General features: G+C 61.3%; 15 protein-coding genes. 10 read left to right on the top strand and 5 right to left on the bottom strand.

The window, feature by feature from the left end:
- Window positions 1-5: 5 nt before the first annotated feature.
- On the bottom strand, window positions 6-680 hold the full coding sequence (radC, locus tag NA645_RS04465; protein WP_197445243.1) for a RadC family protein: 675 nt from the start codon (window positions 678-680) through the stop codon (window positions 6-8).
- Between the two features lie 165 nt (window positions 681-845).
- On the opposite strand from radC, the gene coaBC reads away from it, so the two are divergent.
- The 4 genes from coaBC to argB all read left to right on the top strand — a co-directional run bounded on the left by coaBC (window position 846) and on the right by argB (window position 6,049).
- A complete protein-coding gene (coaBC, locus tag NA645_RS04460; protein WP_256047718.1) occupies window positions 846-2,054 on the top strand; it encodes a bifunctional phosphopantothenoylcysteine decarboxylase/phosphopantothenate--cysteine ligase CoaBC in 1,209 nt (402 codons plus the stop codon).
- Window positions 2,055-2,059: 5 nt separating this feature from the next.
- Window positions 2,060-2,515 (top strand): dUTP diphosphatase, encoded by a 456-nt coding sequence (gene dut, locus NA645_RS04455; protein WP_256047717.1) that lies wholly within the window; start codon window positions 2,060-2,062, stop codon window positions 2,513-2,515.
- A 1,227-nt stretch (window positions 2,516-3,742) separates the two neighbouring features.
- Window positions 3,743-5,134 carry a phosphomannomutase/phosphoglucomutase gene (gene algC / locus NA645_RS04450; RefSeq protein ID WP_256047827.1) on the top strand — a complete coding sequence of 464 codons (1,392 nt, stop codon included), beginning with the start codon at window positions 3,743-3,745 and terminating at the stop codon, window positions 5,132-5,134.
- Window positions 5,135-5,149: 15 nt separating this feature from the next.
- The gene (gene argB, locus NA645_RS04445; protein ID WP_256047716.1) at window positions 5,150-6,049 is read left to right on the top strand and encodes an acetylglutamate kinase; all 900 of its coding nucleotides are present in this window, start codon (window positions 5,150-5,152) and stop codon (window positions 6,047-6,049) included.
- A gap of 59 nt (window positions 6,050-6,108) precedes the next feature.
- Here argB and NA645_RS04440 read toward each other — a convergent pair whose 3' ends face one another.
- Window positions 6,109-6,693: a DUF4124 domain-containing protein gene (locus NA645_RS04440; protein ID WP_256047715.1), complete on the bottom strand. Its 585-nt coding sequence runs from the start codon at window positions 6,691-6,693 to the stop codon at window positions 6,109-6,111.
- A gap of 298 nt (window positions 6,694-6,991) precedes the next feature.
- Window positions 6,992-7,633, bottom strand: coding sequence for an orotate phosphoribosyltransferase (gene pyrE / locus NA645_RS04435; RefSeq protein ID WP_256047714.1), 642 nt, complete (start codon window positions 7,631-7,633; stop codon window positions 6,992-6,994).
- Between the two features lie 84 nt (window positions 7,634-7,717).
- Between pyrE and NA645_RS04430 the strand changes: the two genes are divergently transcribed.
- Window positions 7,718-8,497 (top strand): exodeoxyribonuclease III, encoded by a 780-nt coding sequence (locus NA645_RS04430; protein WP_045160384.1) that lies wholly within the window; start codon window positions 7,718-7,720, stop codon window positions 8,495-8,497.
- A gap of 84 nt (window positions 8,498-8,581) precedes the next feature.
- On the opposite strand, the gene NA645_RS04425 is transcribed toward NA645_RS04430, so the two are convergent.
- Complete coding sequence (locus NA645_RS04425; RefSeq protein WP_256047713.1) at window positions 8,582-8,950, bottom strand: DUF4870 domain-containing protein; 369 nt, start codon at window positions 8,948-8,950, stop codon at window positions 8,582-8,584.
- A 16-nt stretch (window positions 8,951-8,966) separates the two neighbouring features.
- Window positions 8,967-9,689, bottom strand: a complete 723-nt coding sequence (gene rph, locus NA645_RS04420; protein ID WP_131651444.1) for a ribonuclease PH — start codon at window positions 9,687-9,689, stop codon at window positions 8,967-8,969.
- 221 nt (window positions 9,690-9,910) lie between these two features.
- On the opposite strand from rph, the gene NA645_RS04415 reads away from it, so the two are divergent.
- From NA645_RS04415 to NA645_RS04395, 5 genes are all read left to right on the top strand, one after another.
- Window positions 9,911-10,774 carry a YicC/YloC family endoribonuclease gene (locus NA645_RS04415; protein WP_256047712.1) on the top strand — a complete coding sequence of 288 codons (864 nt, stop codon included), beginning with the start codon at window positions 9,911-9,913 and terminating at the stop codon, window positions 10,772-10,774.
- Between the two features lie 79 nt (window positions 10,775-10,853).
- Complete coding sequence (gene gmk / locus NA645_RS04410) at window positions 10,854-11,474, top strand: guanylate kinase (RefSeq protein WP_256047711.1); 621 nt, start codon at window positions 10,854-10,856, stop codon at window positions 11,472-11,474.
- Window positions 11,475-11,585: 111 nt separating this feature from the next.
- Entirely contained in the window at window positions 11,586-11,849 is a 264-nt protein-coding gene (gene rpoZ / locus NA645_RS04405; RefSeq protein WP_256047710.1) for a DNA-directed RNA polymerase subunit omega, read from the top strand.
- 63 nt (window positions 11,850-11,912) lie between these two features.
- Window positions 11,913-14,021, top strand: a complete 2,109-nt coding sequence (gene spoT, locus NA645_RS04400) for a bifunctional GTP diphosphokinase/guanosine-3',5'-bis pyrophosphate 3'-pyrophosphohydrolase (RefSeq protein WP_256047709.1) — start codon at window positions 11,913-11,915, stop codon at window positions 14,019-14,021.
- A gap of 145 nt (window positions 14,022-14,166) precedes the next feature.
- Window positions 14,167-14,547 (top strand): RidA family protein, encoded by a 381-nt coding sequence (locus NA645_RS04395; protein ID WP_256047708.1) that lies wholly within the window; start codon window positions 14,167-14,169, stop codon window positions 14,545-14,547.
- The last annotated feature ends 7 nt before the right edge of the window (window positions 14,548-14,554 follow it).

Below are 14,554 nucleotides of genomic sequence, written 5' to 3'. Positions count from 1 at the left end.
GCCGCTCACATCCAGCCGTACTCAGCCATCGACAATGGCTCGCCATCCCCAACGATGAAATGATCAAGCACCCGCACATCGATCAGCGCCAACGCATCGCTGAGCTTGCGGGTCAGTTGCCGATCAGCCTGACTCGGCTCAGCGACGCCTGACGGATGATTGTGGGTCAGAATGACCGCTGCGGCGTTCTGCGCCAGCGCGCGTTTGACGACCTGCCGCGGATAAACGCTGGCGCCGTCGATGGTGCCGTGAAACAGCACCTCGAATGCCAGCACGCGATGCTTGGCGTCGAGAAACAGGCAGGCGAACAGCTCATGCGGTTCATGCCGCAACCGCGCCTTGAGGTAATCGCGTACCGCCTGCGGGCTTTCCAGCGCCGAATCGCGACGCATGCGCTCGGCCAGATGCCGGCGCGACATTTCCAGTACGGCCTGTAGCTGGGCGAACTTCGCCGGCCCCAATCCCAGATGATCGCTGAACGACTCAAGCTCGCTTTCCAGCAGCGCGCGCAGGCTGCCGAACTCACTGAGCAGATGCCGGGCCAGATCCACGGCGCTCTTGCCGGCCACGCCGGTGCGCAAAAAGATCGCCAGAAGCTCCGCGTCGGAAAGAGCCGCCGCGCCGTGTTCCAGCAGTTTTTCCCGCGGGCGTTCCGCCGCAGGCCAGTCCCGAATGCTCATGTCACCTCCATGTTGAGCTCGCGCCGCACTAGGGTCTGTTGCCGTTCGCGGCTCGCAGCGAAACGGGAACAGACCCTTTGGGGCGCTGTGCTATCTTAGCGGCCTTTTATCCACGGCAACCGGCTCCCAGCCGGAACCAGTTCTCACCCGTAACAAGGCAGGCCTATGCAGCGGCTTTATCGTAAACGCATCGTCCTGGGCGTCGGCGGCGGCATCGCCGCCTACAAGAGTGCCGAGCTGGTTCGCCGGCTTCGCGACCAGGGCGCCGAAGTACGTGTTGTGATGACCAGCGGCGGTCGAGAATTCATCACGCCGCTGACCCTTCAGGCCCTTTCCGGGCATCCGGTTCATCTGGACCTGCTCGATCCGGCCGCCGAAGCCGCCATGGGACATATCGAGCTGGCGCGCTGGGCCGATCTGGTCTTGATCGCCCCCGCCACGGCGGACCTCATGGCACGTCTGGCTCAAGGCGTCGCCAATGACCTACTGACCACCCTGGTGCTGGCCACCCACGCACCGGTCGCGCTGGCCCCGGCGATGAACCAGGCGATGTGGGCCGATCCCGCAACCCAGGCGAATCACGTTCTGCTGCAGCAACGAGGCATTCGCATGTTCGGCCCCGCGGCGGGCAGCCAGGCCTGTGGCGACGTCGGAATGGGGCGGATGATGGAGCCCGATGATCTGGCCCATGCCGCCGCCGACTGCTTCGAGCGCAGCCTGCTGACCGGTCTTCATCTGTTGATCACTGCCGGGCCGACTCAGGAAAACATCGACCCAGTGCGTTACATCACCAATCACAGCTCCGGCAAGATGGGCTTCGCCCTGGCTGAGGCTGCCGCTGAAGCGGGGGCGCGCGTGACGCTGGTCGCCGGTCCCGTCTTCCTGCCGACTCCCGACCGCGTGCAGCGCATCGATGTGGTCAGTGCCCGCGACATGCTCGCGGCATGCGAGGCTGCAATGCCTTGCGACCTGTTCATCGCAGCCGCGGCCGTTGCGGACTATCGTCCAGAAGTAGTCGCGCCGCACAAATTGAAGAAGGACCCCACCAAAGGTGACGGCCTGCTTCTGCAGATGGTCCGCAACCCGGATATCCTCGCCACGCTGGCCAGCCGCGAAGACCGTCCCTTCAGCGTCGGCTTCGCCGCCGAAACGGAGAATCTGCTGGAATACGCCACGCGCAAGCTGCGCGACAAGAATCTCGACCTGATCGTAGCCAATGATGTGGCCAACCCCAGCATCGGCTTCAACAGTGAAGAAAACGCCGTCACGGTCATCGATCGCCAGCAGCACGAAACCCGTTTCAGCCAGGCCAGCAAAGGGCACATCGCCCGCCAGCTGATCGCCTTCATCGCCGACCGTTTCCATAAGGCCTGACCGACATGCACAAACTCCAAGCGAAAGTTCTCGATCCACGCCTTGGCCGGGACTTCCCCCTCCCTGAATACGCCACCAGCGGCTCCGCCGGGCTTGATCTGCGCGCCATGCTGCAAGTGGACACCACACTCGAACCAGGTCAGACCCTGCTGATTCCTACCGGCTTGTCGATCCATATCGCCGATCCGAATCTCGCGGCGCTGGTGTTGCCGCGCTCGGGGCTGGGTCACAAGCACGGCATCGTACTCGGCAACCTGGTCGGGCTGATCGATTCCGACTACCAGGGCGAATTGATGGTGTCTTGCTGGAACCGCGGGCAGACATCTTTCAGCATCGCCGTTGGCGAACGCATCGCGCAATTGATGCTGGTGCCGGTCATCCAGGCGCAGTTCGAACTGGTGAACGAATTCTGTGACAGTGACCGCGGCACCGGTGGCTTCGGACACTCTGGCAGCCATTGAGCCAGCCGCTTTCGGGACGATCAGAGGAGCTCCATGAAACGCTTCAAGCGCACAGCCAAGGACACCGGCGTACTCAACCCCGCCGACACAGCCCCCGCTCAGCCGCGCCGTAACGCTGGGCTGAAGATGCTCATGCCCGGTCTGCTACCGGGTTTGCTGGGGCTTGCGGCAGCCAGTGCGCTGCTCTGGGTCGCCTATCAGACCAGTCAGCGAGAACACGCATCCGAACTGGCCCAGGCCTGGGGTCAGAGCCAGGCCTCGGCAGTGGAACAAGCCCTGCGCCAATTGGCCGATGACGTTCGCTCAACCGCCAGCGATCCCCAACTGCTCGACGCGCTGCGTAGCGAACAGCCCGACCAGCTACGCACCACCGAGCGCGAGTTGAGCTATCGCGACGGGGTGGTCGATGCGCATTTGAGCCTTCGCGGCCAAGCCCGCCAGAACGCGGAGCGTCCCGGCCCGCTGAATTTCGCTGCTTTGGACTTGTTACAGCGCGCCGAGAATGGCCAGCCGCCGATGCCCGAGGCGTTCAAGGTAGACAACCGCTGGCTGCTATATAGCGCCGTAGCTTTGCGCCCGGACCCTCAAGGGCCTGTGCAGGGCACGTTACTGCTGGTGACGACGTTGGAGCGCCTGCTTTCCACCTTGCCAAAACTGCCCAGCGAGGCTGGCCAGTTCCGTCTGGTCCAGCAATTCAGCAGTGCGCCAGCTCAGCTTCTCGCGCAACGAGGCGGCAACGGCGTGGAAAGCGAAGCGATCGCCCTGCCTTCCGCCAACCCCAACTGGAAGCTCAGCTTCCTGCCTGGCGCCGAGTCCAGCACCGCGTCGCTTTCTCCTCTTTTGTTGCTCGCCGCTGCACTGGCGGCACTGTGCGGCTTCCTGCTGGGCTTGCAATTGGTGCTGAGCGCCCAGCAGCGGCGGCTTCGCGAAGATGTCACACAGTTGGCACGGCTGGTCCAGGAACTCTCTACGGGCAAGGCCATCAAAACACCGACTTTGAGCCTGCCGGCGCTCGACACGCTGGCCAAGAGTCTGGCCCGTCTGCCGCTACGAACTACCGGCACCGAGCCGCCGAAAGCCTCGACTGCACCGCAGCCGGCGGCCCGACAAGCCCCATCCAACGAGTACGTCGATCCGTTGTTCCAAGACACCGACATTCTCGATATAGACATTCTCGACGAGGACCAGGACTGGCTTGGCCTCGACACCAAGGAGCGAGAAACCGCAATGAGCGCCCCGAAAGCCCCGCAACTGCCCGCGAGTATCTTCCGCGCCTACGACATCCGTGGCGTAGTCGGCGACACCCTGACTAACGAAACCGCCTATTGGGTAGGCCGCGCAGTCGGCTCCGAAAGCCTGGCTCAGGGCGAACCCAACGTGTCGGTCGGCCGCGATGGCCGCCTGTCCGGCCCGGAACTGGTCCAGCACCTCATCCAAGGCCTGGCGGACAGCGGTTGCAGCGTCAGCGACGTCGGCATGGTGCCGACTCCGGTGCTCTACTACGCAGCCAACGTGCTGGCCGGCAAATCCGGCGTGATGCTGACCGGCAGTCACAACCCGCCGGATTACAACGGCTTCAAGATCGTCATCGCCGGCGACACCCTGGCCAACGAACAGATCCAGGCGCTGCGCCAGCGCATCGAGACCGGCAATCTCGCAGAAGGCACCGGCCAGGTTGAGCAAGTCGACGTGCTGGAAAGCTATTTCAAGCGCGTGCGTGACGACATCGCGCTGGCCAAACCACTCAAGGTAGTGGTCGACTGCGGCAACGGCGTCGCCGGCGTGATCGCGCCGCAGCTGATCGAAGCACTCGGTTGCAAGGTGATCCCGCTGTTCTGTGATGTGGATGGCAACTTCCCCAACCACCATCCGGACCCGGGCAAGCTGGAAAACCTCGAAGACCTGATCGCTAAGGTCAAGTCCGAAAACGCCGACCTGGGCCTGGCTTTCGATGGCGACGGCGACCGCGTCGGCGTGGTGACCAACGCAGGCACCGTGGTGTACCCGGACCGTCTGCTGATGCTCTTCGCCAAGGATGTGGTTTCGCGCAATCCCGGCGCCGACATCATCTTCGACGTCAAATGCACGCGTCGCCTGACGCCATTGATCAGCGGCTACGGCGGTCGCCCGGTGATGTGGAAGACCGGCCACTCGCTGATCAAGAAGAAGATGAAGGAAACCGGCGCGTTGCTGGCCGGCGAGATGAGCGGCCATGTGTTCTTCAAGGAGCGCTGGTACGGCTTCGACGACGGCATCTACAGCGCCGTGCGCCTGCTGGAGATTCTCAGTCAGGACAAGCGCACCGCCGAGCAGGTATTCGCCGCCTTCCCCAATGACATTTCCACCCCGGAGATCAACATCAAGGTCACCGAGGAAAGCAAGTTCACCATCATCGAAGCGCTGCATCGCGACGCCCATTGGGGCGAAGCGAACATCACCACGCTCGATGGCGTGCGTGTCGACTACCCGAAAGGCTGGGGCCTGGTGCGCGCGTCCAACACCACGCCGGTGCTGGTGCTGCGTTTCGAGGCCGAAAGCGAGGACGAACTCAAGCGCATACAGGAAGTCTTCCGTGCACAGCTTTATACTGTCGCGCCTGATCTCACCCTGCCGTTCTGACTTGCGGAGCCTTGCATGACCCTCAGCCGTGAAGCCGCCACCCAATTCGCCCAGGTTCTGTCCGAAGCGCTGCCTTACATCCGCCGCTTCGTCGGCAAGACGCTGGTGATCAAGTACGGCGGCAACGCGATGGAAAGCGAGGAGCTGAAGACCGGCTTTGCCCGCGACATCGTGTTGATGAAGGCCGTGGGCATCAACCCGGTGGTCGTGCATGGCGGCGGGCCACAGATTGGCGATCTGCTCAAGCGTCTGAATATCGAAAGCCAGTTCATCGACGGCATGCGGGTCACCGACAGCCAGACCATGGATGTGGTGGAGATGGTGCTTGGCGGCCTGGTCAACAAAAGCATCGTTACGCTGATCAACCAGCATGGCGGCAGCGCCATCGGCCTGACCGGTAAGGATGCACGCCTGATCAGCGCGAAGAAGCTCAAGGCGACCCGGCAGACTCCCGGTATGAGCCAGCCGGAAATCATCGACATCGGCCAGGTCGGCGAAGTCACCGGGGTCAATGTCGGGGTACTGGATATGCTGGTGCGAGGCGACTTCATTCCGGTCATCGCGCCGATCGGCGTCGGTCCCGACGGTGAGTCGTACAACATCAACGCCGATCTGGTCGCGGGCAAGGTCGCCGAAGCGCTCAAAGCCGAGAAGTTGATGCTACTGACCAATATCGCTGGCCTGATGGACAAGCAGGGCAAGGTCCTCACCGGACTGACCACCGCGCAAGTCGACGAGCTGATCGCCGACGGCACCATTTATGGCGGCATGCTGCCGAAAATCCGTTGTGCCCTGGACGCCGTCCAGGATGGTGTCCAGAGCGCCCACATTATCGACGGTCGCGTACCCAATGCGGTGCTGCTGGAAATCTTCACCGACATCGGTGTCGGCACTCTAATCACCAATCGCAAGTAACACCGGACCGCCAACAAAAAACCAGCGTTTCATGAAAATGCTGGGTTTTTTATGCATCGCTATTCGGATTGACCGAGCAACTCGGCGACTCGTTGGCGCTCCTGAGCGAAGCGGGTTTCCGCGTGCTTGCGGGCCCGCTGGTAACGCTCGATATCACGACGCAAGCTGGCCTGTTCCCTGCTGAGGTTGTCGATCTGCTTCAGCAGCGGCTTAGGCACCTCACGACCGGCACGCTCATGTCCTGCCGCCTGACTTTGCAGGTTGGCCTGCTGGGTGCGAAGCGACTGCAGATTGCCACGCGTGATGCCGATGACGCTGTCGAGCTCCGAAAATTTTCGCGCCTGTGCTCGCTCGACATCCCTGACACTCGCGTACAGGCGCAGCAGTTGAGCATCCGAGCTGGCACGAGCCTGGGCCTCGAGCAGGCGCTGGCGCTCTTCGGGGGTCGGCGCAGGGGGCACCACCCGAGTCACACGCCCCTGATCGTTGAGGACCTCATATCCCTTGCCGATATGCTGAGGCGGGACACCGTGGCGATCGAGCACCACCACACCTTTGTCATCGACATAGCGATACAGATCGGCCTGAGCAGCGGCAGCCCCTAGCAAGCCCAACAGCACCAGCAACCTGCACCCTATCTGCATACTTCCGCCTCTTTCTATTGATGCGCTCGGCGCAGCCACTCGAAACGCCTATCTGCTTTGGACAACGCCAGCTTATACAAGCCGGCCAGACCGAGCAGCAATAAGCACACCAACAAAAACCTCGGTGTACAGAAACAGCACCATCAACGGCGCTAAGCGAAATTTCTTTTGAAGCGCGACACAGAACAATCGTTATTCGTCAGTTGCTGACACAAAACAGAACATCGGGCTCAGGCCTAACGTCCTAACAACGGACTACGCGACGATTCAACTGGTTGATTGGTCGAACAAGCCGCACTCAGATCCCGTACTGGTCCCGGTAAGCCTCTACGGCCGGCAAATGCCGCTTGAGTTGTTCATCCTGAGCCAGGAAGTCCAGTACCTGCACCAGGGAAACGATGCTCACCACCGGCATATCGTAATCACGCTCCACTTCCTGAATGGCCGATAACTCACCCTGCCCACGCTCCTGCCGGTTGAGCGCGATCAGCACGCCAGCCGCCTGCGCGCCTTGCGCACGGATGATTTGCATGACCTCACGAATTGCCGTTCCGGCAGTAATCACGTCATCGACGATCAGCACCCGACCGTTGAGCGGTGATCCCACCAGGGTGCCGCCTTCGCCGTGATCCTTGGCTTCCTTGCGGTTGAAGCACCAGGGCAGGTCGCGTTGGTGATGCTCGGCCAGCGAAATAGCCGTCGCTGCCGCCAGCGGGATGCCCTTGTAGGCCGGGCCGAAGATGACGTCGAAATCAATGCCGCTTTCGACGACCGCAGCCGCGTAGAAACGACCCAATTGAGCCAGTGCCGATCCGGTATTGAACAAGCCGGCGTTGAAGAAATAAGGACTGGTGCGCCCGGATTTGAGGGTAAATTCACCGAAGCGCAGAACCCCGCGCTCGATGGCGAAGCGAATGAAGTCGCGCTGGTACGCCTGCATGAAGGATATTCCCGGAAGACACTGATTTAGCTAATTGCAAAGAGCTTGGGTTATCATACACGCACGTGTTTTTAGGGGCCATTTATGCGGATTATCAGCGTCAACGTGAATGGCATTCAAGCGGCGGCACAGCGGGGACTTCTCAGCTGGCTGCAAGCGCAGAATGCCGATGTCATCTGCCTGCAGGATACCCGCGCCTCCGTAGTAGAACTTGACGATCCGGCCTACCAGCTCGACGGTTACTTTCTCTATACCGTCGACGCGGAAATTCCAGAACAGGGCGGCGTCGCGCTGTATTCCCGACTGCAGCCGAAGGCCGTGATCATGGGACTCGGCTTCGAAACCGCTGACCGCTATGGCCGTTATCTACAGGCCGACTTCGATAAGGTCAGCATTGCCAGTCTATTGCTACCAACCGGCCGCGGCGGCGACGAAGACCTGAACCAGAAATTCAAGTTCATGGACGACTTTGCCCATTATCTGGACAAACAACGTCGCAAGCGTCGCGAATACATCTACTGCGGCTCGTTGTACGTCGCCCATCAGAAGCTGGACGTAAAAAACTGGCGCGATTGCCAGCAGGCCACCGGCTTCCTTGCGCCGGAACGTGCCTGGCTCGACGAGATATTCGGCAACATGGGCTATGTCGATGCGCTGCGTGAAGCCAGCCGAGAAGGCGACCTGTACAGCTGGTGGCCGGATACCGAGCAAGCGCAGATGCTCAACCTGGGCTGGCGCTTCGATTACCAGATACTGACCTCGGGCATGCGCCGCTTCGTGCGCAACGCCCGCCTGCCCCGTCAGCCACGCTTCTCCCAGCACGCCCCGCTGGTAGTGGATTACGACTGGACGCTGAGCCTCTGAGCTGCAAGCGAGTCAGCATGGAAGCTGACACCGAGGCGCCTCTCAACTTCCCGCATCTACTCGTGCTCGTGCTTAGGCCTGCCGCTACCTGACGAAGCGCCAGCAAAACGGGTAGCGATAAGGCTTGCCCTCGTTGGCGCGAATGCCGGCGATCACCACCAGTACCAGCGCCACCGCGCTGATCAGCGCCATGAGCGGGAAGCCGATCAGAATCCAGGCGAGCACGCCGCAGATCATCAACAGAATGCTGAAGGTGATCTGGAAATTCAGCGCCTCCTTGCCCTGCTCGTCAACGAAGGGATCCATATCCTTCTTCAGTTGCCAGACGATCAGCGGGCCCAGCACGTTGCCGATCATCGGCACCAGAAACCAGAAGAACGCCGAGTAATGACAGAACATTGCCCACTGCCGTGCTTTCGGCGAGGGCTGTGGAATCAGCTCTTGATCAGACATGGCGCTCTCCTTCGACTCAGTCGGCGAGCGCCGCGGACTGCAATGCAAACAGCTCTTTCATACCATCCTGCGCCAGCGCGAGCATGGCGTTGAGCTCGGCAGGCTGGAACGGCGCGCCTTCGGCCGTGCCCTGTACCTCGATGAAGCCACCGGCACTGGTCATCACGACGTTCAGGTCGGTTTCCGCAGCGGAGTCCTCCAGATAATCCAGGTCGAGCACCGGCTCACCCTGGTAGATGCCGACCGAAACCGCAGCGACCATCTGCTTGAGCGGATCACCGCCCTTCAACCCGCCGCGCTTTTTCAGCAGTTTCAGAGCATCGACCAGTGCAACCATCGCACCGGTGATCGAGGCTGTACGGGTACCGCCATCAGCCTGAATCACATCACAATCGATGTAGATGGTGTTCTCGCCCAGCTTGCTCATGTCCAAGGATGCCCGCAGGGAGCGCCCAATGAGCCGCTGGATCTCGAGGGTACGCCCGCCCTGCTTGCCTCGGCTCGCCTCACGCTGATTACGCTCGCCAGTGGCACGCGGCAACATGCCGTATTCGGCGGTCAACCAGCCTTGCCCTTGGCCCTTGAGGAACCGCGGTACGCCGTTCTCGATGCTGGCGGTGCAGATCACCTTGGTATCACCGAACTCCACCAATACCGATCCCTCGGCATGCTTGGTGTAGTTGCGGGTGATGCGGATCGAACGCAGCTGGTCGGCGGCGCGGCCACTGGGACGCTTCATGGGACAATTCCTACTTCATGGATTCGGGTGCCCGGCATTATAGGCGCCTTTGATGCGCAGTTACGCGGCCTGTCGGCTGATCGAGCAAAGCGCTGGAGTTGAATGACCAACAACCAGCGCCAAGCGGGGTCGTCACGCTCGCCCATATCGCGCCTCATGCGCCTTCGCGCCGTTTTGATTTACAATCCTCCGCCTTTCGCATCGTACCGAGGGCTACCGCAATGATTCACAGCATGACTGCCTTCGCACGTGCCGAGCAGGCCGGCGCTCACGGCACCCTCATCTGGGAGATCCGTTCGGTAAACCATCGTTACCTGGAGCCGCACCTGCGCCTGCCCGACACCTTCCGTGATTTGGAAGGCGCTGTTCGTGAGGCACTGCGCAAGGGACTCTCACGCGGCAAGGTCGAGTGCACGCTGCGCTTTGCCGAGGACGCCACGAACCGCTCGATGCAGGTGGACAGCCATCGCGCCAGCCAGCTGATCGCCGCAGCGGAAAGCGTTGCAGCACTGATCAAGCAGCCGGCGCCGATCAACCCATTGGAAGTGCTGTCCTGGCCGGGCGTGCTGGTGGGTGATTCAGCCGATCCTCAGGTGCTGAACAACGCTGCCCTGAAACTCTTTAACGCCACCCTGACGGAGCTGAAGAATGGGCGCCAGCGCGAGGGCGAAGAGCTGGCCCGCCTGATCAACGAGCGCCTCGACGCCATCACCGAGGAAACCGCCACGCTGCGCTCCCAAGTCCCGCAGATGCTTGCCGCGCAGCGGCAAAAAATCCTCGACCGCTGCGCCGAAATGCGCGTCGAACTGGACCCTCAACGCATCGAGCAGGAAATGGTGCTGCTTGCACAAAAGAGCGATGTGGCCGAGGAGCTGGATCGTCTCGGCACCCATGTCAGCGAAGTGCGGCGAGTGCTGAAAGCCGGCGGTGCCGCTGGTCGGCGTCTGGACTTCCTGATGCAGGAACTCAACCGCGAAGCCAATACGCTCGGCTCCAAGGCGTTCGACACGCGCAGCACCCAGGCAGCGATAAACCTCAAGGTGCTCATCGAACAGATGCGCGAGCAGGTTCAGAACATCGAATAGCAACCACGCCTGGCGCAGGATGCGACCGTCGCATATCCGTTCCGCCGGGCTTCATCAGACAACCGTCCCAGAGAAATTCATGTCAGCCTCAACCGGTACGCTCTACATCGTTTCCGCGCCTTCCGGGGCCGGCAAGACCAGCCTGGTCAAAGCGCTGCTCGACGCGCAACCACAGGTTCGAGTCTCGGTTTCGCACACCACTCGCCCCATGCGTCCGGGCGAGGTGGATGGTGTCAACTACCACTTCGTCAGCCGAGAAAAGTTTCTCGAACGGCTGCAGCACGATGAATTCCTCGAACACGCGGAAGTCTTCGGCAACCTCTACGGCACCTCTCAGCGCTGGGTCGAACAGACCCTCGACGAAGGTTACGACCTGATTCTGGAAATCGACTGGCAAGGTGCCCAGCAGGTCCGCCGGCTGATGCCACAGGCCAAATCTATCTTCATCCTGCCCCCTACTCAGGAAGCGCTCCGCCAGCGCCTGACCAACCGCGGCCAGGATAGCGACGAGGTGATCGACAAGCGCATGCGCGAGGCCGTCAGCGAGATGGCTCACTACGTTGAATACGATTACCTCGTGATCAATGATGACTTCGCTCATGCATTGATCGATTTACAGGCGATCTTCCGCGCTAATCAGTTGCTGCAAAGCGCGCAACAAAAGCGCTTCGAGGGCTTGCTCAAGCAGCTACTGGCTTAGGGCTGAAAGCTGCTTTTCACTTTTACCGCTTCCCTAACAGCTGGTGATTTTTTAGACTATCCCGTCCGCTCGCCCACTCGGGCACGCTTTACGAATTTGATGAGGAACACCATGGCCCGCGTTACCGTTGAAGACTGCCTGGACAACGTAGATAACCGCTTCGAGCTGGTCATGCTCGCTACCAAGCGCTCGCGCCAGCTGGCTACAGGCGGCAAGGAGCCTAAAGTGGCCTGGGAAAATGACAAGCCGACCGTGGTTGCGCTGCGTGAAATCGCCTCCGGCCTGGTGGATTACGACGTCATCGCCCAAGACGACATCGTCGACGACGAGCCGTTGTTCATGCAGTACGAGGAAGAGCCCAACGAGGCCATCTGATTAAATGCCAGGTCGAAGTCGAGCCGCCAATACGGAGCCGCCCTGCCGGCGAGGAGCAATCCCTTGCTAGCCATAGACGCTCTTGCCGATCGCCTGTCGACCTACCTCGGCGCAGACCAGGTCAATCTGGTCCGCCGTGCTTACTTCTACGCCGAGCAGGCCCACGACGGCCAGCGCCGGCGCAGCGGTGAAGCCTACGTCACCCATCCTCTCGCGGTAGCCAACATCCTCGCCGACATGCACATGGACCATCAGAGCCTGATGGCCGCGATGCTGCACGACGTCATCGAGGACACCGGCATCGCCAAGGAAGCGCTCACCGCGCAGTTCGGCGAGACCGTTGCCGAACTGGTCGATGGGGTCAGCAAGCTGACCCAGATGAACTTCGAGACCAAGGCCGAGGCCCAGGCCGAGAACTTCCAGAAGATGGCCATGGCCATGGCCCGCGACATCCGCGTGATCCTGGTCAAGCTCGCCGACCGCCTGCACAACATGCGCACCCTGGAAGTGCTGGCCAGCGAGAAACGCCGCCGCATCGCCAAGGAAACGCTGGAAATCTACGCGCCCATCGCCAACCGCCTGGGCATGCATTCGATGCGCGTGGAATTCGAGGACCTCGGCTTCAAGGCCATGCACCCGATGCGCTCCGAGCGTATTCGCGCCGCCGTCCGCAGAGCGCGCGGCAACCGCAACGAGATCGTCGAGAAGATCGAGCAATCGCTGATCCACTGCCTCGCGCGCGAAGGCCTGGAAGGCGAGGTGGTAGGCCGCGAGAAACATCTGTTCAGCATCTACAAGAAGATGCGCGGCAAGCGCAAAGCGTTCAATGAAATCATGGACGTCTATGCCTTCCGCATCGTGGTCGACAAGGTCGACACCTGCTATCGCGTACTCGGCGCCGTGCACAGCCTGTACAAGCCGCTGCCCGGCCGTTTCAAGGACTACATCGCGATCCCCAAGGCCAACGGCTATCAGTCGCTGCACACCACCCTGTTCGGCATGCATGGCGTGCCCATCGAGATCCAGATCCGCACCCGGGAAATGGAAGAGATGGCCAACAACGGCATCGCCGCGCACTGGCTGTACAAGTCCAACGAGGACGAGACTCCGAAAGGCACCCATGCCCGCGCACGGCAGTGGGTCAAGGGCGTGCTGGAGTTGCAGGAACGCGCCGGCAATTCGCTGGAGTTCATCGAGAGCGTCAAGATCGACCTGTTCCCCGACGAGGTCTACGTCTTCACGCCCAAGGGCAGCATCATGGAGTTGCCTAAGGGCTCGACCGCCGTCGACTTCGCCTACGCGGTGCATACCGACGTCGGCAACACTTGCATCGCCTGCCGGGTCAACCGGCGCCTGGCGCCTCTTTCTCAGGCGCTGGAGAGTGGCAGCACGGTCGAGATCGTCACCGCCCCGGGCGCACGCCCCAACCCGGCGTGGCTTAATTTCGTCGTCACCGGCAAGGCGCGCACGCATATCCGCCACGCACTCAAGCTGCAACGCCGCTCGGAGTCGATCAATCTGGGCGAGCGCCTGTTGAACAAGGTGCTCACCGGCTTCGAAACCAGTCTGGACAGCATTTCACCTGAGCGCATCAGGGCCGTGCTCAACGAATATCAAATGGAGGTCATCGAAGACCTGCTCGAAGATATAGGGCTGGGCAACCGCATGGCCTACGTCATCGCCCGCCGGCTGCTGTCCAGTGACGGCGAGCAGGCACCGAGCGCCGAAGGGCCGCTGGCCATTCGCGGCACCGAAGGCCTGGTGCTCAACTATGCCAAATGCTGCACACCGATCCCCGGCGACCCCATCGTGGGTCACCTGTCCGCGGGCAAGGGCATGGTGGTGCACCTGGACACCTGTCGAAATATCGCCGAAGTTCGCCACAACCCGGACAAGTGCATCCAGCTGTCCTGGTCCAAGGACGTCACCGGCGAGTTCAATGTGGAATTGCGCGTCGAACTGGAGCACCAGCGCGGCCTGATCGCCCTGCTGGCCGGTAGCGTCAACGCCGCCGATGGCAATATCGAGAAGATCGGCATGGACGAACGTGATGGCCGCATCAGCGTGGTCCAGCTGGTAGTCAGCGTGCACGACCGGGTTCATCTGGCCCGTGTAATCAGGAAGCTGCGTACCATTAAAGGCGTGATGCGGATTACGCGAGTCAAGGCTTAAGCAACAGCCGAGACGAGTGCTGAAGGCTGGACGGGCATGCGGCTGATAAGCGCTCTTTCGTTCCGCCTCCAACCTCTTTTATCGGCTTTCCCCCACCGGCTGTTTTATCCTTCGTGCCCCAAGTCGATTCCCGAGGAGTGCAGAAATGAGCAAGACCGTCATCAACACCGACAAAGCCCCCGCCGCCATCGGCACCTACTCCCAGGCGATCAAGGCCGGCAACACCGTGTATCTGTCCGGCCAGATTCCGCTGGACCCAAAAACCATGGAGTTGGTGGAAGGCTTCGAAGCGCAGACCGTGCAGGTGTTCGAAAACCTTAAGGCAGTAGCCGAAGCGGCTGGCGGTTCGCTGAAAGACATCGTCAAGCTGAATATCTTCCTGACCGATCTGGGCAATTTCGCTACGGTCAACGAGGTCATGAGCCGCTACTTCCAGCAACCCTACCCCGCCCGCGCCGCCATCGGCATCGCCGCGCTGCCAAAAGCCGCGCAGGTTGAAATGGACGCCATTCTGGTACTCGACTGACCCCTGA

This window comes from Stutzerimonas stutzeri, assembly GCF_024448955.1.
Classification (GTDB): Bacteria; Pseudomonadota; Gammaproteobacteria; order Pseudomonadales; family Pseudomonadaceae; genus Stutzerimonas; species Stutzerimonas stutzeri_AQ.
The sequence above is the reverse complement of the archived record's forward strand: the minus strand, read 5'-3'. Positions and strand labels throughout refer to the sequence as shown.